This window comes from Massilia sp. GER05 (assembly GCF_052056005.1).
Classification (GTDB): domain Bacteria; phylum Pseudomonadota; class Gammaproteobacteria; order Burkholderiales; family Burkholderiaceae_D; genus Telluria; species Telluria orientalis.
In genome coordinates this window covers 4,123,710-4,144,675 of sequence record NZ_CP178858.1, presented here as the reverse complement: position 1 = coordinate 4,144,675, position 20,966 = coordinate 4,123,710, and the positions used below count along the sequence as shown (strand labels likewise).

Genomic DNA, 20,966 nt, shown 5'->3' with positions numbered 1-20,966 from the left:
CATCGTAAATATGCGTCCAATAACTTTTTTTAATCGCTCGATGCCAAAATCGGTATCACTCTGTATGCAGCCCCAACAATTTCTGCTTGCCCTTTTTTCGCCTCACTTGTACGATGACTGACAATTGTTGACACATCATCGCGCCCGCGCGTCCTTCCCTGGAGACCCAATGAATCCGCAAGAACTCAAGCAAGTCATGTCGTCCGGCCTGCTGTCCTTCCCCATCACCGACTTCGATGCAGAAGGCAACTTCCGCCCCAGCACCTACATCGAACGCCTGGAATGGCTCGCTCCGTATGGCGCCACCGCCCTGTTCGCGGCCGGCGGCACCGGCGAATTCTTTTCGCTGACGCATGACGAGTACTCGCAGGTGATCAAGACCGCGGTCGACACGTGCGCCGGCAAGGTGCCCATCCTCGCCGGCGCCGGCGGCCCGACCCGCGCCGCCATCGCGTTCGCGCAGGAAGCCGAGCGCCTCGGCGCGAAAGGCGTGCTGCTGCTGCCGCACTACCTGACGGAAGCGAGCCAGGATGGCCTCGTCGCACACGTGGAAGCCGTCTGCAAATCGGTCAAGATCGGCGTCGTGGTGTACAACCGCGCGCAGTGCCGGCTGACGCCGGACTCGCTGGAAAAGCTGGCCGACCGCTGCCCGAACCTGATCGGCTTCAAGGACGGCATCGGCGACATCGAACTGATGGTGTCGATCTGGCGCCGCATGGGCGACCGTTTCAGCTACCTGGGCGGCCTGCCGACTGCGGAAGTCTACGCCGCGGCGTACAAGGCGCTGGGCGTGCCGGTGTACTCGTCGGCCGTGTTCAACTTCATGCCGAAGCTCGCGATGGATTTCTACCACGCGATCGCCAAGGACGACCACGCGACGACGAACCGCCTGCTGGACGAATTCTTCCTGCCCTACCTGGCGATCCGCAACCGCAAGGCCGGCTACGCCGTGTCGATCGTGAAGGCGGGCGCCCGCCTCGTCGGCCACGACGGCGGCCCGGTGCGCGCACCGCTGACCGACCTGACGGCGGAAGAATCCGACATGCTGCACAAGCTGATCGTCGCCCAGGGCGGCCAATAACAACAACAGGGAACCTCGAAAAACCGTCGCGAGCGGCGGCAATGTCGTTCGAGAAGCGCAGCTGTACGAAAGTACAGCGAGCATCGCAGGACTCGCCGTCCGCGACGACAGTGCAACGCGCAGCAGGTTTGTCGACGTTCCCGAAACCAGCAAGGAGAAACCATGACGATTCAAGGTGAAATGATCATCGGCCGCCGCGTCGTGCGCGGCAGCGCCGGCACCACGCGCGCCTTCAACCCGGCCACGCGCGCCCAGATGGAACCGGACTTCGGCCTCGCGACGGAAGACGACGTCGCCGCCGCCTGCACGCTCGCGGAACAGGCCTTCGACACCTACCGGAACCTGCCGCTGGAATTGCGCGCGCGCTTCCTGGAAACCATCGCCGACCGCATCATGGACACCGGCCCCGCGCTGATCGAACGCGCCTCCGCCGAATCGGGCCTGCCGACGGCGCGCCTGGAAGGCGAGCGCGGACGCACGTGCAACCAGCTGCGCCTGTTCGCCAAGGTCGTGCGCGACGGGAACTTCCTCGACGCGACGCTCGATTCCGCCCTGCCCCAGCGCACGCCGCCCCGTTCCGACCTGCGCATGCGCAAGATCCCGCTGGGTCCCGTCGCCGTCTTTGGCGCGTCGAACTTCCCGCTCGCCTTCTCCGTCGCCGGCGGCGACACCGCGTCCGCGCTGGCGGCCGGCTGCCCCGTCGTCGTGAAGGCGCACAGTGCCCACCTCGGCACGTCGGAACTGGTTGGCAAGGCCGTGCGCCAGGCGGCCGAAGACTGCGGCATGCCGGACGGCGTGTTCTCGATGCTGATCGGCGAAGGCCGCGTGGCGGGCCAGGCGCTGGCCGCGCATCCGGCCATCAAGGCCGTCGGCTTCACCGGTTCGCGCCAGGGCGGCCTCGCCCTCGTGCGCACGGCGAACGCCCGCAAGGAACCGATCCCCGTCTACGCCGAAATGAGCAGCATCAATCCGGTCTTCATCCTGCCGGGCGCTCTCGCCGCGGGCGGCGCGAAACTGGCCGGCGCGTTCGTCGACTCGCTGACGCTGGGCGTGGGCCAGTTCTGCACGAACCCGGGCCTCGTCATCGCCCTCGCCGGCGCCGACCTCGACGCGTTCCGCGCATCCGCCGCCGCAGCGCTGGCCGCCAAGGGCGCCGGCACGATGCTCACCGCGGGCATCCACCAGGCCTATGTCGACGCGGTCGGCCGCCGCTCCGGCATCGAGGGCGTGCAACTGGTCGGCCAGGGCAGCGCCGAAGGCACGGGCTGCGCCGCGCAGGCCGCGTTGTACGCCTGCGACGCCGCCACGTACATCGCCAGCCCGGCGCTGGACGAAGAGATCTTCGGCCCGGCCTCCCTGGTCATCGCCTGCCGCGACGAAGCGGAGATGCTGGCGGTCGCACGCCACCTGGAAGGCCAGCTGACGGCCACCGTCCATGCGACGGCCGCCGACCGCGAACTCGCGGGCAGCCTGCTCCCGACGCTGGAGCGCAAGGCCGGCCGCGTGCTGTTCAACGGCTTCCCGACCGGCGTCGAAGTGTCGCACGCGATGGTGCACGGCGGCCCGTTCCCGGCCACGTCGGACAGCCGCTCGACGTCCGTCGGCGCCACCGCCATCGAGCGCTTCCTGCGTCCGGTGTGCTACCAGGACGTGCCGGCGGAACTGCTGCCGGAATCCCTGCGCGACGACAATCCGCTGGGCCTCGCGCGCATGGTCGACGGCACTTTGCAGCTCGCAAAATGATCATCAAGTAGAGCGCGGTAGCACTCAACTGCGCGCGCGCGGCTGGTACGATGTGCCGGCCGCCCGCCACGGCCGGAGGAGACGCCGGCCACGCGTACGTCAGCATAATCAAACATAAGGCCTGACCATGACCCGCAATCGCACCGGCGACGCCGCAGTCGCCAGCCCCGCCGCCCGGCCCGCCGGCGGCAACTACCGGTGGACCATCTGCGCGCTGCTGTTCTTCGCCACCACCGTCAACTACCTCGACCGCCAGGTGCTGAGCCTTCTCGCGCCGTCGCTGTCGAAGGAATTCGGCTGGTCCAACACGGACTACGCCAACATCGCCGCCGCCTTCCAGTTCATCTACGCGATCGCCCTGCTGTTCGCGGGCCGGGTCGTGGACCGCCTCGGCACCAAGACCGCGTACATCCTCGCTATCGTCATCTGGTCGGCCGGCGCGGTCGCCCATGCGTATTCGATCGAGCTGGGCAACGGCCTGAAATCGCTGCTCGGCCTTGCCGTGCCGGCCTCCGTCCTCGGCTTCATCATCGCCCGCACGATCCTGGCGATCGGCGAAGCGGGCAACTTCCCGGCCGCGATCCGCGCCACGGCGGAATACTTTCCCAAGTCCGAGCGTTCGTTCGCGACGGGCATCTTCAATTCCGGCGCCAACATCGGTGCGATCCTGGCGCCGCTGACGGTGCCGGTGCTCGCCGCGATCTGGGGCTGGCAGGCCGCGTTCATCTGGATCGGCGCCGTCGGGTTCCTGTGGGTCGGGTTCTGGGCGGTCCTGTTCGACGAACCCGCTCGCCAGCGCCGCCTGTCGCGCGCGGAACTCGAATACATCCGCAGCGATGACGCAGGGTCGGCTCCGGTGGCCGCGACCGGCCCCGCCCCCAGCTGGCGCACCCTGCTCGGCCTGCGCCAGACGTGGGCCTTCATCGTTGGCAAATTCATGACGGACGGCGTCTGGTGGTTCTTCCTGTTCTGGCTCCCGAAATACCTGACCGACAAATACGGCATGGCCACCTCGGACCTCGTCTTGCCGCTGGCCGTCCTGTACAGCATGACGATGGTCGGCAGCATCGGCGGCGGCGCACTGCCGTCGCGCTTCATGCGCCAGGGCAGCGCGCCGTACGACAGCCGCATGAAGGCCATGCTGCTGATCGCGTTCTTCCCGCTCGTCGTGCTGCTGGCGCAGCCGCTGGGCCACCTGGGCTACTGGGTGCCCGTGATCCTGATCGGCATCGGCGCATCCGCCCACCAGGCGTGGTCCGCCAACGTGCTGACGATCACGTCGGACCTGTTCCCGCGCCATTGCGTCGCCTCCGTGGTCGGCATCGGCGGCCTGGCGGGCGGCATCGGCGGCGTGCTCGTGACGAAGATCGGCGGCATGCTGTTCGACTACTACGGCGCGCAAGGCCAGATCCAGACGGGCTACATGATCATGTTCGCGTTCTGCGCGCTGGCCTACCTGGCCGCGTGGGTCATCATGAAGGTGCTCGTGCCGACCCAGGACATGGTCCGCCTGCCGGAGGAGCTGGCGCATGCCTGACGCGATCGTGGAAAGCGTGCACGGCGTGAGCTGCGCCGTGGGCGAGAGCCCCGTCTGGCACGCCGGCGAACAGGCATGGTACTGGGTCGACATCCCTGCCCGCCGCATCTGGCGCCTGGACCATGCCTCGGGTGCGACCCGCCACTGGACGGCGGCCGAGATGGTCGCCTGCATCGCGCCGCGCGCCGCGGGCGGCCTGATCGCCGGCATGGAGACGGGCATCTTCGCCGTCGACCTGCGGGACGACGGGAGTGTCCGCGCGGAACGTCTCGGCGCGCCGCCCGAACTGGCGCCCGGCATGCGCTTCAACGACGGCCGCACGGACCGCCAGGGCCGCTTCTGGAGCGGCACGATGTGGATGGACATGGCGGCCGCGCTGCCGATCGGACGTCTGTACCGCTACGACGGCGCGGGCCTGTCGGCACCGCTCGTTTCCGGCCTCGTCACCCAGAACGGCCTCGCGTGGTCGCCGGACGGGCGCACGATGTATTTGTCCGATTCGCACCCGACGCGCCGGCGGGTGTGGACATTCGACTACGACGTCGACGCGGGCGTGCCGCACGACCGGCGGCTGCTCGTCGACATGGCCGCGTACGCGGGCCGGCCGGACGGGGCGGCGATGGACAGCGACGGCTGTTACTGGGTCGCGGGCAATGATGGGGCTAGCCTGCTGCGGTTCACGCCGGCCGGGAAGCTGGACCGGGAACTGAAGCTGCCGGTCGCGAAGCCGTCGATGCCCTGCTTCGGCGGGCCGGATCTGGATACCCTGCTGATCACGTCGATCGTACAGCCGGGGCATGAAGATGATTCGCTGGCGGGGGCGGTGCTTCTCGTGCGGCCCGGCGTGACCGGCGTGCCAGAGGTACCATTCTCGTAGGGTGGGCGGCCTCCGCCCACGCGGACGTTCGCATCCTGCCTGCTGTCGCGTGGGCACGGGGTGCCCACCCTACGCCGCAGGTGGCCGGATATCCATTTCCGTCGCGGTAGGGTGGGCGGCCTCCGCCCACGCGGACGTTCGCGTCCTGATTGCTGTCGCGTGGGCACGGGGTGCCGCATGCGCCCGGCGCCTGCACGGATGGCGCCGATGCGGTATCGTGCTTGTATGAACGACATCCATTTCTACGAACCACGCGCCGGCCACGGCCTGCCGCACGATCCCTTCAACGCCATCGTCGGCCCCCGCCCCATCGGCTGGATCTCCACCAAAAGCCGCGCCGGCATCCTGAACCTCGCCCCGTACAGCTTCTTCAACGCGTTCAACTACACGCCGCCGCTCGTGGGCTTCGCCAGCATCGGTTACAAGGACACCGTCCGCAACGTCGAGGAAACGGGACAGTTCTGCTGGAACCTGGCCACGCGCGCCCTCGCCGACCGCATGAATACCACCTGCGCGATGGTGCCGCCCGACGTCGACGAATTCGCGCTGGCCGGCCTCACGCCCGCCCCGTCGCGCCTCGTGGACGTCCCGCGCGTGCTTGAAGCCCCGGTCTCGTTCGAATGCAGGCTCACCCAGCTCATCCGGCTGCACGACGCGGACGGGCAGCCGGCGCCGAGCTGGCTCGTGCTGGGCGAAGTCGTCGGCGTGCACATCGCCCGCGCCCAGCTGAAGGACGGGGTGTACGACACGGCGCACGCCGGCCACATCCTCCGCGGCGGCGGGCCGGCCGACTATTTCGAGGTCGGTCCGGCGCAACTGTTCCGGATGTTCAGGCCACAGTGATATACCGAATATCTGGCGAAGTAGGCAACATCGCCCGCGATCACGTATGATCGCGTATCGCCGTGGACACGGCGCCCCGTCCGCGCCCGCACCAGGAGCGCGCACACAGCCCCGGCCACCACGCCGTGCGGGCAATGGAGGCGCACCACCACCCGCCGCCGAATCGGGCGCGGCGCATGTCCCGGCCGGCCTCCCCGCACGGTCCCTGCCGTGCGCCGGATGGCCGCAACGAATCCATAACATCGTCCGCGCAAAGCGGCATAGGAGAAATCATGAGTACCGAAAGCAGCCTGAACGAGGCTAAAGACACCCAGTTGCGCGCCGACGCGCTCGAGTACCACCGCAGTCCGGTACGCGGGAAGATCGAGGTCGTCGCCACGAAACCCCTGTCGAACCAGCGCGACCTGTCGCTCGCCTATTCGCCCGGCGTCGCCTACGCCTGCGAGGAAATCGCCGCGGACCCCGCCACCGCCGCCGATTACACCTCACGCGGCAACCTGGTTGCCGTCATCTCGAACGGCACCGCGGTCCTCGGCCTGGGCAACATCGGCCCGCTGGCCTCGAAGCCCGTCATGGAAGGCAAAGGCTGTTTGTTCAAGAAATTCGCCGGCGTCGACGTGTTCGACCTGGAACTGGCCGAGAACGATCCCGACAAGCTGGTCGATGCGATCGCGATGCTGGAGCCGACCGTCGGCGGCATCAACCTGGAAGACATCAAGGCACCCGAGTGCTTCTACATCGAGAAGAAGCTGCGCGAGCGGATGAACATCCCCGTCTTCCACGACGACCAGCACGGCACCGCCATCATCTCGAGCGCGGCGCTCCTCAACGCGCTGAAGGTCGTCGGCAAGGACATCGGCCAGGTGAAACTGGTGGCGTCCGGCGCCGGCGCGGCGGCCATCGCCTGCCTCGACATGATGGTGAGCCTGGGCGTGAAACGGCAGAACGTCTTCGTCGCCGACTCGAAGGGCGTGATCTGGCAGGGCCGCGAAGCGAACATGGAAGCGAACAAGGCCCGCTACGCGCAGGCCACCGACGCGCGCACGCTGGCCGACATCGTCGACGGCGCCGACGTGTTCCTCGGCTGCTCGACCGCGGGCGTCCTCACCGCCGACATGGTCAGGACGATGGCCGCCAGTCCGATCATCCTCGCGCTCGCGAACCCGGAGCCGGAGATCCGTCCGGAAGTGGCGAAGGCCGCGCGTCCGGACTGCATCATCGCGACCGGCCGTTCGGACTATCCGAACCAGGTCAACAACGTGCTGTGCTTCCCGTACATTTTCCGCGGCGCGCTCGATTGCGGCGCCACCCGCATCACGGACGAGATGAAGCTCGCCTGCGTGAGCGCGATCGCCGACCTGGCCGAAGCGGAGGCGAATGACGCCGTCGCCGCCGCCTACGCCGGCCAGGACCTGAACTTCGGTCCCGACTACATCATCCCGAAACCGTTCGACCCGCGCCTGATTGCCGCCATCGCGCCGGCCGTCGCCAAGGCGGCGGAAGCATCCGGCGTGGCCACGCGTCCGATCGCCGACATGGACGCCTACCGCGACAAGCTGGGCGAGATGATCTACCACACCGGCTTCTTCATGAAGCCCGTGTTCGCGAAGGCCAAGGCCGCGCCGAAGCGCGTCGCGTACGCCGACGGCGCCGAGCCGCGCGTGCTGCGCGCCGTGCAGACCGTCGTCGACGAGGGCATCGCCAAGCCGGTGCTGATCGGCCGCGCGGCCGACGTCGAAAAGGCGATCAAGCAGTCCGGCCTGCGCCTGAAGGCGGGCGTCGACTACACGCTCGTCGAAGCCGAGGGCGACACCACCCTGCAAGGCGCCCGCCTGCTGAACGCGGGTCAGGTCGACTCCCTCATCTGCGGCATGACGGGCAGCTACGACACCCACCTGGCGCACGTGAAGAACGAGATCGGCCTCGCGCCGGGCGCCGACGTACTGGCCGCGATGAACGCGCTCGTGCTGGACAAGATGACCCTGTTCATCACCGACACGTACGTCAACGACAACCCGTCCGCCCAGGAACTGGCGGCGATCACGAAGCTGGCCGCGCAGGAGATGCGCCATTTCGGCCTCGAGCCGAAGGCGGCACTCGTGTCGCACTCGATCTTCGGCTCGTCGCAGCGCCCGTCCGCGCAGCGCATGCGCGACGCGCGCGCCCTGCTCGCCTCGAGCGCGCCGGAACTGCCGGTGCTGGGCGAAGTCCACGGCGACGCCGCGCTGTCGGAAGACATCCGACGCATCTATCAGTCGAAGGACGATTTCGCCGGCAGCGCCAACCTGCTCGTGATGCCGTCGCTGGATGCCGCCAACATCCTGTTCAACGTGCTGAAGGTCACGTCGGGCAAGGGCGTGACGGTGGGTCCGATCCTGCTGGGCGCCGCGAAGTCCGTGCACATCCTGAGCCCCAGCGCGACCGTGCGCCGCATCGTCAACATGACGGCGCTCGCGGTGGCCGAGGCATGACGGGATGAACTTCGCGCCGAGCGGCAAGCTGCGTGCCGCGATCAATCTGGGCAACCCGATCCTCGCGCACGCGGCCGGCGACGGCGGCGCGGGCGGCGTCTCCGTCGATCTCGCCCGCGAGTTCGCGCGGCGGCTCGACGTGGACCTCGAGCTCGTCGTCGTCGACACGGCCGGCAAGTCGGTCGACGCCGTCGCAACGGAGCGCGCGGACATCGGCTTTTTCGCCATCGATCCCGCGCGCGGCGCCGACATCGCGTTCACGGCGCCGTACGTGCTGATCGAGGGCAGCTACCTCGTGAAGGCCGGGTCGCCGATCCGCGCCAACGAGGACGTCGACCGGGCGGCGCACCGCGTCGTCGTCGGCAAAGGAAGTGCGTACGACCTGTTCCTGACCCGGCAACTCCGGCAGGCGCAGATCGTGCGCGCGCCCTCCTCGCCCGCCGTCGTGACGACGTTCCTCGAACAGGGCGCGGACGTGGCGGCCGGCGTGCGCCAGCAGCTGGAAGCGGACGCGCGCGACCGCCCCGGCCTGCGCCTGCTGGACGGCCGCTTCATGGTCATCCGCCAGGCGATGGGCGTGCCGAAATCGCGGGGCGGGCACGCGGCCGCCGCGCTCGCCGCGTTCGTCGAAGAGATGAAGGCGAACGGCTTCGTGGCGGACGCGTTGAAGCGCCACGGCATCGAAGGCGCATCGGTCGCCCCGCCCGGGTGATTCTTTGCTAAGCTGTCGGGCTGAAACCGATTTCACACCCAGCCCGACAGCTTATGCCCACACCATCCAAAACCGCAACAGCGCTGGTCCTGTCCTGCGCCCTCACGGCCGCAGCACAAGCGGCCGATATCCCCGTCCACACCCTCGACAACGGCAGCGTGCGCGCGACCGTCACCGACGCCATCGGCGGCCGGCTGCTGTCGTTCGGGCTGGCGGGCCAACCCAGCTTCATCAAGAGCGACCTGGCCGCCGGCGATCCGCACGCCGCCATCGGCGGAACGACGGACAACGTCGGCTGGCTCGGCCACGAGATCTGGGTCGGTCCGCAAAAAGAATGGTGGTCGCACCAGGACGTGAACCCGGCGCGCGCCGGCCTGCCGTGGCCGCCCGATCCGTGGCTGAGCCTCGCCCGCTACAAGATCGAGGAGAAGCGGCCCGACGCCATCACGCTCGCGAGCCCGGCCAGTCCCGTGAACGGCCTGCAACTGGTGAAACGCTACAGCCTCGTGGCGGGCAAGCCGCACAGCCTGCGCCTGGACGTCGACGCGGCCAACACGCGCAAGACGCAGGTGGCGTGGGACATCTGGTTCAACACGCGCGCCCACGGGGACACGCGCGTGTACGTGCCCGTCGCGCGGCGCGAGGACGTCCGCCAGCAGGCCATCGAACCGAAGCCGGACATGGTGCCGCTGACGTGGACCTTGGCCGACGGCCTGTTCTCGCTGGACGCCTACCCGGCGGGCAAGGGCCAGCCGCACCGCAACGGCAAGATGCTGCTGCAGCCGTCCGCCGGCTGGATGGCAGGTTTCCATCAGGGCCAGGTGTTGGTGATCCAGTTCACGCACCAGCCGCGCACGGCCATCCATCCGGACCAGGGCCAGATCGAGTTGTACAACGACTGGCAGCCGGATGCGCCCGGGAAGGGATTGATGGAGATGGAGGTGCACGCGCCGTACGTGACGCTGGCACCGGGCCGGCACATGCAGGCGTCCGAGCAGTGGACCCTGCTGCCCTATGGCGGGCCGGATACGCGTGCGGCGCAGGTGGCGTTCCTGCGGGCGCATGCGAAGGAGTTGGGGCTGGAGGGGATGTAACGAACGACGTGGGCACGGGGTGCCCACCCTACGAATATTCGACATCGTAGGGTGGGGTACGCGAGGCCGGGGGCCTCACGTACGAGCCCACGCGCAGTTTAGAAGCTGTAACGCATCTTGGCCGTGTAACGCGGACCCGACACGAACCATGCACGGCCCATGAAGCCCGTGCTCTGCTGCATGAGCTGGCGCGCCTTGGAGTCGGTCAGGTTCTGCGCTTCCAGGCCGATCGACAGCCGGTCCGACACGTTGTAGAAGATCGAGCCGTCCAGCTGGCCGTAGCCGTCCGCCCACGTCGGCAGCGCCCAGGCCACGTTGTGCTGGCCGAAGGTCGGGCTGGCCGGGTTGCTGTCGGTGCCGTCGCCGCCGTTGGTGCCGTTGACGTTCACGTTCTGCAGGTTCTTCGAACGCCAGTTCCAGGCCAGGCGCGCCGAGATCTTGCCCTGGTCATACATCAGCGCCAGGTTGTACGACTGGCGCGACAGGCCGATCAGCGGCAGATCGTCGAACGTGGTGCCGTTGGTATCGCAGCCGTTCAGGTTCAGGTTGAAGTTCGCCGCGCTGTTGCTGCCTGTGCAGTACACGGAGTGGACCGGCTGGTGCAGCGACGTCTTGCTGTCCACGTACGTGTAGTTCGCCTGGACGCCGAAGCCCGACAGCCAGCCCGGCAGGAAGTCGAAGTACTGCTGGAACGCGATCTCCGCGCCGCGTGCATGGCCATCCGCGCCGTTCACCGGACCCGTGGTCGTGAAGGTGTACGACTTGCCGGTGTTGTCCGCCAGGTCATAGCCGTACGACTGCTTGATGATGACGTCCTTCAGCTGCTTGTTGAACACACCGAAGGTCAGCGAACCGGTCTTCGCGAAATACCATTCGGCCGTCAGGTCGACCTGGTGCGAGCGGACCGGACGCAGGTTCGGGTTGCCCGTACCGGTGCCCGTGTAGGTGACCAGGCCGCTCGAATTGTCCACGTTCTGCGACAGCGTCGTGTAGCCCTGCAGGTCGCTGAAGTCCGGACGCGAGATGCCGGTCGACAGGCCGAGGCGGAATTGCAGCGCGTCGCTCGCCTTCATGCGCAGGTTCAGGCTGGGCAGCACGTTGTTGTAGCTGTTGCTGAAGTCCTGCTTCTGGGAGAACGCCGTGAACTGCGGGATGCCGGCACCCGTCGAAGTGCTCGGGGTGAACACGGTATAGCCGTGCGCCGTCATGTCGGTCTTCACGTAGCGCAGGCCGATGTTGCCGTCGACCGGGTACTTCAGGTCGTCGAAACCGAAGCGCAGCTGCGAGTACAGCGCGCCGGTCTTCTCCTTCTGCTCGTTGACGCCGGCCGGATCGGTGCCGAACGTGGCCGGGTTCCACGACGTGCAATTGTTGGTGCCGTCGTTGCACAGCATATTCGGATACGTGTGCAGCTGGGCATACGAGGCCGGGTAGCCGGTGGCCAGCGCGACGGCCGGGAAGACCAGAGCCGGCACCGACGTGTTGTTGTTGAAGAAGTTGTTGAACGAGTGGACCTGCACCTGGTTGTTGAAGCGCGGATCGCCCAGGTACGCGAGGCTCGACAGCGTGCTGGTCGGACCGACCTGCCACGTCTGGGTGATGGCCGCCCAGTTGTAGCTCGGGTTCGAATTCTCGTTGCGCGAATCGCGGTCCGTCAGGCGCACGCCGAAGCGGATGTCGCGCAGCACCGGGTGATCGAAGTCGTACTTCGCATCCGTGCGCCAGGCCCATTCGCCGGCCTTGCTGCGGTCCTGGTGTTCCATCGTGAACGCCCAGTAGTAATTGTTGGGGTTCGCGAGGTAGGCGCGGTCGGCGTCCGTGAACGACAAGGTCGGCACGTCGCCGCGCAGGTCGATCGTCTCGCTCGGCATCTGCACGCCCGTGGCCACGGTCGAGTCGAAGCTGCTGGTCGTGGCGCGGATGCGCTGCAGGTCGGTCGTGATGGTCCAACGGTCGTTCGGGCGCCAGCGCAGGTTCCACGACACGTCCGTCGTTTCCGACGTGCGGTCGGCCGAGCGCGTGTCGCCGCCGAAGTTGATGCCGCCGTCGGCCGGGTCGGTCAGCGTGCCGGTCAGCAGCGCGCCTTTCGAATTGAACGTCGCATCCTTGCTGACCTGGATGTTATAGGGGCTCGACTGGGCGAAGATCGCCTGCTCGTCCCAGTGCATTTTATAGCGCGACTTGAAGAACGTCAGCGAGGAGCTCAGCGTGCTGTCCTTCTTCCACTGCAGCGCGCCGTAGGTGCCCCTGCGCTTGCGGTCGAATTCCAGCGTGCGCCATTGCGAACCCTTCGGGATCCACACGGTCTTGCCGGCCACGACGTCGTCGCGCGGGTAGTACGGCTCGACCTGGAAGGCGTCGGTACGGGTGCCGCTTTCCGAGTACGCGAAGTCGACCAGGGCGCCGATCTCGCCGAAGCCCGTCTTCCAGCGGTCCGAGAACATGAACGAGGCGGACGGCTGGCGCTTGCCGCGCTTCAGTTCGGAATATGTGTCTTCCAGCGTGAGGGCCAGCTTGCGGCCCTTGAAGTCGAACGGCATCGCGGTGCGCAGGTTGACGAGACCGCCGACGGCGCCTTCGATCTGTTCCGCCGACGGGTTCTTGTAGACGTCGACGCCGGCCATCAGCTCGGGCGGCACGTCCTCGAAGTTCAGCGAGCGGCCGCCGTTCGCGGAGAACGAGTCGCGGCCGTTCAGTTCCGAGCGCACGTACGACAGGCCGCGCACGTTCACGCCCGAACCTTCGACCGAATAGTGTTCCGGGTCGCCCTTGGACATCGTGCGGTCGATGGTCACGCCGACCACGCGCTGCAGCACCTCGGTGACCGAACGATCCGGCAGCTTGCCGATGTCGTCGGCGACGATCGAATCGACGATCTCGTCCGAATTCTGCTTGAGCTTCTGTGCGGACTGCAGCGCGGCGCGCTGGCCCGTCACGACGACGACGTTGGAACCGGAAGCGTTCTGTGTCGCTTCGGTCTGCGCCAGCGCATAGCCGCTGGCAAGCAGTGCGATCTGGCCGGCTGCGACGGCGATCGCGGTTCTCTTGAATCGAATCATGGTGTCTCCTGTGCTCTCTAATTGACGCTCCGCTTCACGGCGGAGCTGGTTACGACGGCGGATGAAGCGGCCGCCCTGCGGCGGCCGCAAAAACGGTCTGAGAATTACGCTGCGCGGTAACGCGGCGCTGCCGGAACGACGGTCGGAACGGATCGGGAATGGCGCCCGGATCGGAAGGAATGAGGACGGCTGGATGAGGTCGGCATTCTTGTCTCCACGCTTTATTGATTGCGTTGGCGATGTAGTCGTTATGGTCTTGTAATCGTTTTCATGAGTGTAGATATTTACTGTGATTTTTGTCAAACCCCATAACATCACTGTTGCACGCTAACATCGAAGGTATACATTATTTACAACAAAGTATGCTGAAAGTTTATAGCTCAGCAATTCGTTCTAAATCCGCAACAGCCATCCCAGCCGCGCACGATTAAATCGCATTGCACCCGGGGCGCAATCGAACTGCACATCAGACAAAAGGCGCGCAGCGCCCGCGATGCCGCCACCAGGCCACAACCGCCCCCAGCCGACGTAACGCTGATGCACGTAGATGGGAACAAGTTTCATGACGTTCACCACATGAAATCAGCCGTATGATCCGCGGGTAACCAAGGTAGCGCAATCAGCGAAGTCGAGCTTGCCTATGAAATGCCGCGTTCCTCCCGTACATCGGCTTATTGCAATGGCGCCAACCAGCGATACCATTTGGTAGCGCAATCAATTAAATTTTTGAATCGTTGATGAAAACAATTATCCATCCCATTTCGCATCAGTATGGGAATGCAGTGGTATCTTGTCGCTATCCGGCCGAGCATTTAGAGTCGCTGCTATTTATTTCGATACGCGATCCAATTCCACTAGAAGATCGCAATTAAAGACATGATCGATTTTCAGAAGTTCCCGAACCGTATTCGCCCTAGCGCCCGATCGGGCTGGCCGGAGACCGCATGAACGCGCCGGTCGAACCACCCAAGCGGACCCGGCGCACGAAAGGCGGTCTCACGCTCGTCGACGTGGCGCGCGTGGCCGGCGTGGCGCCGATCACGGTCTCGCGCGTGCTGAACTCCCCGGAGAAGGTGTCGCCCGACCTCGTGCAGAAAGTGCGCGCCGCGATCGAGCGGACGGGCTATGTGCCGAACCTGCTGGCGGGCAGCCTGGCGTCGACGAAGAGCCGCATGGTCGCCGCGATCCTGCCGACCATCGCGGGCTCCGTGTTCATCGATACGGTCCAGGCGCTGACGGAAAACCTCGCCGCGGCCGGCTACCAGCTCATCCTGGGCCAGTCGGGCTACGAGAATTCGCGCGAGGACGAGCTGCTGGAAGCGATCATCGGGCGCCGGCCGGACGGCATCGTCCTCGCCGGCATCATGCGCTCCGCGCAGGGCCGGCGCCGGCTGCAGGCGAGCGCCATTCCGCTCGTCGAAACATGGGACCTGACGCCCACGCCGGCCGACATGCTGGTCGGTTTTTCGCACGAGGACATCGGCCAGGCGGTGGCCGAATTCCTGTACCAGCGCGGACGGCGCCGCGTCGCCGTGATCAGTGCGTCCGACGAGCGGGCCCAGCGCCGCAACCGCGCGTACGTGCAGGCGGCCGTGCGGCTGGACATGCAGGGACCGGACGGTTCGGTCCCCTTCCACACGATCTCCGCGCCGGGCACGGCGGCGGGCGGCCGCGCGGGCCTGCGCGCGCTGCTGGCGGATCATCCCGACATCGACGCCGTGTTCTGCAGCTCGGACATGGTCGCGCTGGGCGTGCTCACGGAAGCGCACAAGCTCGGCATCGACATCCCCGGCCAGCTGGCCGTCGTCGGCCTCGGCGACCAACCGTTCGCGGCCGAGACGTACCCGGCCCTCACGACGGTCCACCTGGACGGCCGCAAGATGGGCCAGCTCGCCGCGCAATTCATCATCGACCGCATCGCGGGCACGCCCATTCCCGAAGTCGTGCGCGACATCGGCTTCACCATCGTCGAGCGCGAGAGCGCTTGAGGCGCGGCGCGTAGCCGCCCGGGCGGCGCGTCGACTGGCGCACCGCCCCCCCCCCCGCGCCCGCGTCGACCGCGCCTGACGCGCCGGTCCCCGGTCAACCCGCAAAGTCCGGGCTTCCCCGGCATTGTGATCTTTCCACTGCACAATTTTCTTATTGCCGAGCCAGCACCCGGTCCGGCGCGCGCCCGGCCGGACGACCTGCCGAGCCGCGGCCTGGTAAAAAAAAGTGTCGCAATTAATCAAAAATATGATCGAAAGGCTGCCGGCCGCTCGATCCGCACCGGGTAACAGGGATGCGATAACGACTGGTTTTCGATTCCTTGCAGATTCAATCCGTCGGTTATCGAGCGGGCGTGCTCCGATAAGCCGGATGCGACACTGTGAAATCGATAACATAGAATAACATCACAGATTTTCACATAATGCGGCGTATCGCTTTCTGGATAAGTCGGCATTCGCTTTCCAATGCCGTCGGATAACAATCCAGCCTGTTGACTCGCATATTCTGGCTGATGTATAAATATTTGCCGCTTCGAAGTAACACATTACGTTGCGGCTCAATCCTGTTGATATCTTTCTTTATTTTTCAGAAGGAGAAAAAATGGCACGAGTAATGGCCCGTAACACGGCACGCGAACTGACCAGCAACGAAATCGAACACGTGTCCGGTGGCGATGCCAGCTATACGACGATCGTGAGCTACCAGCAATACGACGAACAAATGCGCACCTGGACCATCGTTTACGACGCTGTTCCGTACGACACTCGCGTCTGATTATCGCGCGATCGAACACGCCAGTTAATTAAGCGTAGAAGTTCACGCGAGTCATCGCGTGAACCTCCTTCGGACCGGGATTTGGCGGGTCGATATTGCTCGCTGTCTTTACGCAAAAATATCTGCATTGTGGAGAATTGGTGAAAGTTCTTATCAAGACCATTGCCGACGACATGCATGCTTTCGCGGTCAAGTGGGCTCTGGAGCAAAAGGGGGTCGAAACCGCTATCTGGTTCACGGACAATTTTCCCGCGCGTACGGAAGCGTCGTTCCATATCGGGCAAACCACCCACCTCGACGTTGTGCTGCGGGCCCAGGACACGCTCCGCATTGCAGAGTTCGGCACCCTCTGGAATCGCCGGATCTCGCAGCCGGTCATTGCCCCGGACGTCCACCAGGCCGATCGAAAATTCGCGGAACGCGAGGCTGCGGACTTCGTGCAGTCGATGTATTCGTTCGAACACAGCACCATTTTCGAGGTAAATCCCGGCCGTGCCCGGAGAATCGCCCTGCTGAAACCCGTGCAACTGGTCGAGGCGGGAAAAGTCGGCCTGCGCATTCCCGACACCCTGATAAGCAATTCTCCGAACCAGGTCGCCCGTTTCTTCAAGAAACACAACGGAAACATTATTTTCAAATCGTTTTCGCCCCATATCTGGGTTACCGAAAATGGCGAAGTCTCGAGCCTGACCACGGCACTGGACGAAATCCAGATAAACGATTCCGAAGCCATCTCGATCACGCCCGGTATTTATCAGGAGAAAATCGAAAAACGCCACGAATACCGCATCACGTTCATGGGGAACCGCGCCTTTATCGCAGTCAACCGCAGTTTTGATCCGTCGCTGGTGGACAGCCGCACGAGCAGCACGGCATATGACGGCACCGGCATGGTTTCCGAATCCGTATTGAACCGATGCCGTCAACTCATGAAACGGCTCGGAATTTGTTTCGGCTGTTTCGACATGATCCAGCCCAAAGACGGAAATGAACCGATATTTCTGGAAGTAAACGAAATGGGCCAGTGGCTCGCTTATGAGCGAGATATTGCCGGTTTCGACATGCTGGAAGCATTCGCGAACTTCCTGATCTCGAGGGATCCGCATTTCAACGATTCGGGACACGGAAGGGGATTGCGCTACAGCGATTACCTGGCTTCTCCTGAATTCAACGTGGACCAGGAAGGCATATTGCAGCGCCTGCGCGCGCAAAACGTGACCCACAACGTGATCACCAACGAAGTGAAAGCGCCTGCCCACGCCGAGGCGGCGTGACGGCGTTCCGTGGATCGGACTCTCCCTTAAGAAAGCAGTACCGCTGCCGAAGCGGACGACATCAATGAAGCGAGACATATTCAGACTCGAAGCCATCGAATACCAGTCGGCGTCGTCCCTGGGCACGATCTTCATCGCACGGCCGCTGCGGCTCGACGTCATGTGCGGGGTGCTCTTCGCATTCTTCGTGGGCTTCCTGGTCTTCGTGTACACGGCGTCCTACACATCCAAGGAAACCGTAAAGGGGCTGATATTGCCCAGCAAGGGCGTGGCAAGGATTACCGCCCCCTCCCCCGGCACCGTAACCCGCCTCTACGTGAAGGAGGGCCAGCTCGTCCAGAAGGATGAACTGCTGGGCGAGATACTGATCGACCCTTCGGGCAAAAGCACGGACGTTGCGCAGGCAGGCATCAGCCGGGCTATCGAAGAACGGCTGGCGCTCGCCAAGGACGAGATCGGCAGGCGCAAGCTGACGCAGGACGCCGCGCGCGCCGGACTGTCGGACAAGATCGCAGGCATCGAACAGGAACTCGCCACCCTCGACAAGGAAATCGCCATCCAGAAGGAGAATGTCGAGCTGGCAAAAGGCGGCTTGCGCCGCTTTGACGAGTTACATCAGAAAGGCTTCATCTCCTTCGAAGGAACGAGCAACAAGCGCACGCAATACCAGGAAGCGGCAGCGCGGCTGGAATCCCTGACGCGCGAGCGCATCAGGTTGCTGCGCGATCTCACGGCGGCACGCCATGATCTCGCGGCGCTTCCCATGCGCGACGCGACCGAGCTCAGCGATGCGATCCGAACCGAGCTCCAGGAAAAACAATCGCTGCTGGAAAGCGAAAGAAAACGCGTCATCAAGATCTGGGCGCCTGAAACCGGCAAGGTAACTGGCATTAATTTCCCGGAGGGCCAGTCGGTCGGCATGGGGAAAGTCTTACTGAGCATCGTGCCCGTCGGATCGAAGTACCAGGCACATCTGTTTGTGCCGTCGAAGTCGGCCGCATTCATCCGGCGGGATGCCTTGACCTACCTGCGGCTGGATGCATTCCCCTACCAGAGATTCGGGACACTCAGGTCCAGAGTCGAGACGGTCAGCATGGCGACCATTCTTCCCGACGAGATGACGGAACTGGGCATGCCGGCTGAGCTATCGAATGGCAAGGCGGTGTACCGCGTCGTCGCCGACATCGCCGCGGAGTCCGACAGGATCCCGCTTGAGAACATTCGGCCGGGCATGCAGTTCGAGGCCGACGTGACCATGGACACGCAAAAGATCTATAAATGGCTGCTCTCTCCGATATTCGGCATCCAGAACAAGAACAGGTAATTGGCGATAATGAGCGTGACTGAAAATCCCGAGATTAATTTTGGACTTGCGAAGCGGACGCCCGTCATCAGGCAGACCGAATCGGCCGAGTGCGGACTCGCGTGTCTCGCGATGATTCTGGGTCACTATGGGAATCATTGCGACATGTTCGGACTGCGCAAGAAATTTCCGCTGTCGCTGCAGGGCGCAACCGTCGGTGACCTGATCAGAATCTCCGGTGACCTCGGCCTCAACTCCCGCGCACTGACGCTGGACCTCTGCGATTTCGACAGCCTGAGACTACCGTGCGTCCTGCACTGGAATTTCAAGCATTTCGTCGTGCTGACCAGGATCACCAAAAAAGGGATCGAAATGATCGACCCGGCCTACGGTCGGCGCAAGGTGACGATGGCGGAAGTCGACCGGTCATTTACCGGGGTGGCGCTGGAATTCTGGCCGAACAACGACTTTACCCTGGCCGAGCCCGGCCCGAAGCTTTCATTGCGGCGCCTGATCGGAACCGTGCGCGGGATCGTTCCGGCCGCGGGCCAGATCCTGTTTCTGGCGCTGCTGATCGAAGTCGGGAATCTGGGATCGCCGCTGCTGATGCAATGGATCATGGATTCCGTACTGATCGGCCAGGACTATACATTGCTCGTGGCATTGGCGGCCGGTTCCGGCATCCTCATGCTCCTGCAAAACGTCGTTACCGCATTGCGGGGATGGGCGCTGGTCTATTTCAACGCCAACGTCTCCCTGCAATGGCGATCGAATATCTTCTCGCACCTGCTCAGGCTCCCGATCAGCTATTTCGAACGCCGGGCACTGGGCGACGTCATCTCGAGATTCAGCTCGGTCGATCAGATCCAGCGTGTGGTGAGTACGTCCTTCATCGAAGCCTTCATCGACGGCACGTTCGGCCTCATCACATTCGTCATCATGCTGTTATACAGCCCCATGCTGGCGGCAATCAGTGCCGCAGCCGTCCTGCTGTATGTCGTGATGCGTCTCTTCCTGTTTTCCTATCTGGAACAATCGACGCATGACTTCATCGTGGCGGCGTCAAAACAGGATGGCCACCTGATCGAATCGCTGCGCGGGATCCGCGCCTTGAAGCTCTTTCAACGCGAAGCGAACCGGCGTGCCCAATGGATCAAATACTTTACCGACCAGGTCAACGCGGACGTGAAAGTGCAGCAGATCACGCTCGGATTTCGTTTGGTGAATGGCCTGCTGTTCGGCACCGAAGTCCTGGTGGTGACCGTCGTTGGCGCGCTGATGGTCATGGATCTGCGGTTCACGGCCGGCGCCCTGATCGCTTTCCTGGGCTTCCGAGGACAGTTCTCCGGGCGCATGCTTGGTTTGACGGAAAAAATGTTTGATCTAAAACTCCTCTCCCTGCAATGCGAGCGGCTCGCGGACATCGCGCTGACGGAGAAGGAAAGCGTCCCAACGGAAGAAGCCTTGCTGCCGACGCCCCAGCACGCGTCCACGATCGAACTCAGGAATGTGACGTTTCAATATGCGAAAAATACATTCGCCGTGCTCCGTAACCTGAACCTCACGATCGCGCCGGGCGAATCGATCGCCATCACCGGCGCGTCCGGATGCGGGAAAAGCACACTTCTTCAACTGATCTGCGGCGTGTACCCGCCGACTTATGGGTCGGTCAACATCGATGGCATCGACGTACGCAAGCTCGGCCACGGGTTCCTGCGCGAAAACATCAGCGTCGTCATGCAGGATGACCAGTTGTTTTCGGGAACGATCATCGACAACATCTGTTTCTTCGACGAGAACCCCGATTATGAGTGGGCGAAGGAATGCGCGCGGCTGGCGCAGATCTCGACCGATATCGAGGCCATGCCGATGGCCTACAACACACTGGTTGGCGACATGGGCTCCGTGCTGTCCGGCGGCCAGAAACAGCGGGTCATCATCGCACGTGCCCTCTACAAGAAGCCGAGGATCCTGATTCTCGACGAAGCGACGAGTCACCTCGACGTGGAGAACGAAAAGCGCGTCAACAAGGCGATCAGCGACATGAACATCACGCGCATTATCGTCGCGCACCGGCACGAAACGATCTTGTCCGCCGACCGGATCGTGACGCTCGCCGATGGGGCCATTCTTCACGATACCCGGCCGCACGTGCAAGCCGAATCGCTCGAACCGGATTTACAAAACTAATTCAAGTACGACAGGAGGA

Annotated in this window: 14 protein-coding genes; 13 read left to right on the top strand and 1 reads right to left on the bottom strand. The window is 64.3% G+C overall.

Annotation, left to right across the window (positions count from 1 at the left end; genetic code table 11):
• The first annotated feature begins 169 nt into the window (after nucleotides 1-169).
• The 8 genes from kdgD (at nucleotide 170) to ACL58G_RS18385 (ending at nucleotide 10,358) form a co-directional block, all read left to right on the top strand.
• Nucleotides 170-1,081, top strand: coding sequence for a 5-dehydro-4-deoxyglucarate dehydratase (gene kdgD / locus ACL58G_RS18420; protein ID WP_413343899.1), 912 nt, complete (start codon nucleotides 170-172; stop codon nucleotides 1,079-1,081).
• Nucleotides 1,082-1,243: 162 nt separating this feature from the next.
• Nucleotides 1,244-2,824: an aldehyde dehydrogenase (NADP(+)) gene (locus tag ACL58G_RS18415; RefSeq protein WP_440962721.1), complete on the top strand. Its 1,581-nt coding sequence runs from the start codon at nucleotides 1,244-1,246 to the stop codon at nucleotides 2,822-2,824.
• 127 nt (nucleotides 2,825-2,951) lie between these two features.
• Nucleotides 2,952-4,361, top strand: a complete 1,410-nt coding sequence (locus ACL58G_RS18410; RefSeq protein WP_413385923.1) for an MFS transporter — start codon at nucleotides 2,952-2,954, stop codon at nucleotides 4,359-4,361.
• The gene (locus ACL58G_RS18405; protein ID WP_413385922.1) at nucleotides 4,354-5,238 is read left to right on the top strand and encodes an SMP-30/gluconolactonase/LRE family protein; all 885 of its coding nucleotides are present in this window, start codon (nucleotides 4,354-4,356) and stop codon (nucleotides 5,236-5,238) included. The genes ACL58G_RS18410 and ACL58G_RS18405 overlap by 8 nt, the downstream gene beginning before the upstream one ends.
• Nucleotides 5,239-5,463: 225 nt before the next feature.
• Nucleotides 5,464-6,081: a flavin reductase family protein gene (locus ACL58G_RS18400; protein ID WP_413385921.1), complete on the top strand. Its 618-nt coding sequence runs from the start codon at nucleotides 5,464-5,466 to the stop codon at nucleotides 6,079-6,081.
• A 272-nt stretch (nucleotides 6,082-6,353) separates the two neighbouring features.
• Nucleotides 6,354-8,552 carry an NADP-dependent malic enzyme gene (locus ACL58G_RS18395; protein ID WP_440962720.1) on the top strand — a complete coding sequence of 733 codons (2,199 nt, stop codon included), beginning with the start codon at nucleotides 6,354-6,356 and terminating at the stop codon, nucleotides 8,550-8,552.
• A gap of 4 nt (nucleotides 8,553-8,556) precedes the next feature.
• Complete coding sequence (locus ACL58G_RS18390) at nucleotides 8,557-9,264, top strand: ABC transporter substrate-binding protein (protein WP_440962719.1); 708 nt, start codon at nucleotides 8,557-8,559, stop codon at nucleotides 9,262-9,264.
• Between the two features lie 53 nt (nucleotides 9,265-9,317).
• Nucleotides 9,318-10,358: a DUF4380 domain-containing protein gene (locus tag ACL58G_RS18385; protein WP_413385918.1), complete on the top strand. Its 1,041-nt coding sequence runs from the start codon at nucleotides 9,318-9,320 to the stop codon at nucleotides 10,356-10,358.
• A 98-nt stretch (nucleotides 10,359-10,456) separates the two neighbouring features.
• Here the strand turns inward: ACL58G_RS18385 and ACL58G_RS18380 are convergent, their stop codons facing one another.
• Nucleotides 10,457-13,417, bottom strand: coding sequence for a TonB-dependent receptor (locus ACL58G_RS18380; RefSeq protein ID WP_413385917.1), 2,961 nt, complete (start codon nucleotides 13,415-13,417; stop codon nucleotides 10,457-10,459).
• A gap of 944 nt (nucleotides 13,418-14,361) precedes the next feature.
• Between ACL58G_RS18380 and ACL58G_RS18375 the strand changes: the two genes are divergently transcribed.
• The 5 genes from ACL58G_RS18375 (at nucleotide 14,362) to ACL58G_RS18355 (ending at nucleotide 20,947) form a co-directional block, all read left to right on the top strand.
• The gene (locus ACL58G_RS18375) at nucleotides 14,362-15,405 is read left to right on the top strand and encodes a LacI family DNA-binding transcriptional regulator (protein ID WP_413385916.1); all 1,044 of its coding nucleotides are present in this window, start codon (nucleotides 14,362-14,364) and stop codon (nucleotides 15,403-15,405) included.
• A 601-nt stretch (nucleotides 15,406-16,006) separates the two neighbouring features.
• A complete protein-coding gene (locus tag ACL58G_RS18370; protein ID WP_413341242.1) occupies nucleotides 16,007-16,180 on the top strand; it encodes a hypothetical protein in 174 nt (57 codons plus the stop codon).
• Nucleotides 16,181-16,320: 140 nt separating this feature from the next.
• A complete protein-coding gene (locus ACL58G_RS18365; RefSeq protein ID WP_440962718.1) occupies nucleotides 16,321-17,454 on the top strand; it encodes a hypothetical protein in 1,134 nt (377 codons plus the stop codon).
• 64 nt (nucleotides 17,455-17,518) lie between these two features.
• Nucleotides 17,519-18,778: an HlyD family secretion protein gene (locus ACL58G_RS18360; protein WP_440962717.1), complete on the top strand. Its 1,260-nt coding sequence runs from the start codon at nucleotides 17,519-17,521 to the stop codon at nucleotides 18,776-18,778.
• Between the two features lie 9 nt (nucleotides 18,779-18,787).
• Entirely contained in the window at nucleotides 18,788-20,947 is a 2,160-nt protein-coding gene (locus ACL58G_RS18355) for a peptidase domain-containing ABC transporter (RefSeq protein WP_413341247.1), read from the top strand.
• Nucleotides 20,948-20,966 lie beyond the last annotated feature (19 nt).

Excerpts from the sequence above, each read along its gene's own strand:
- kdgD (WP_413343899.1), top strand. The coding sequence starts at position 170 with ATGAATCCGCAAGAACTCAAGCAAGTCATGTCGTCCGGCCTGCTGTCC.
- ACL58G_RS18415 (WP_440962721.1), top strand. The coding sequence starts at position 1,244 with ATGACGATTCAAGGTGAAATGATCATCGGCCGCCGCGTCGTGCGCGGC.
- ACL58G_RS18410 (WP_413385923.1), top strand. The coding sequence starts at position 2,952 with ATGACCCGCAATCGCACCGGCGACGCCGCAGTCGCCAGCCCCGCCGCC.
- ACL58G_RS18405 (WP_413385922.1), top strand. The coding sequence starts at position 4,354 with ATGCCTGACGCGATCGTGGAAAGCGTGCACGGCGTGAGCTGCGCCGTG.
- ACL58G_RS18400 (WP_413385921.1), top strand. The coding sequence starts at position 5,464 with ATGAACGACATCCATTTCTACGAACCACGCGCCGGCCACGGCCTGCCG.
- ACL58G_RS18395 (WP_440962720.1), top strand. The coding sequence starts at position 6,354 with ATGAGTACCGAAAGCAGCCTGAACGAGGCTAAAGACACCCAGTTGCGC.
- ACL58G_RS18390 (WP_440962719.1), top strand. The coding sequence starts at position 8,557 with ATGAACTTCGCGCCGAGCGGCAAGCTGCGTGCCGCGATCAATCTGGGC.
- ACL58G_RS18385 (WP_413385918.1), top strand. The coding sequence starts at position 9,318 with ATGCCCACACCATCCAAAACCGCAACAGCGCTGGTCCTGTCCTGCGCC.
- ACL58G_RS18380 (WP_413385917.1), bottom strand. The coding sequence starts at position 13,417 with ATGATTCGATTCAAGAGAACCGCGATCGCCGTCGCAGCCGGCCAGATC.
- ACL58G_RS18375 (WP_413385916.1), top strand. The coding sequence starts at position 14,362 with ATGAACGCGCCGGTCGAACCACCCAAGCGGACCCGGCGCACGAAAGGC.
- ACL58G_RS18370 (WP_413341242.1), top strand. The coding sequence starts at position 16,007 with ATGGCACGAGTAATGGCCCGTAACACGGCACGCGAACTGACCAGCAAC.
- ACL58G_RS18360 (WP_440962717.1), top strand. The coding sequence starts at position 17,519 with ATGAAGCGAGACATATTCAGACTCGAAGCCATCGAATACCAGTCGGCG.
- ACL58G_RS18355 (WP_413341247.1), top strand. The coding sequence starts at position 18,788 with ATGAGCGTGACTGAAAATCCCGAGATTAATTTTGGACTTGCGAAGCGG.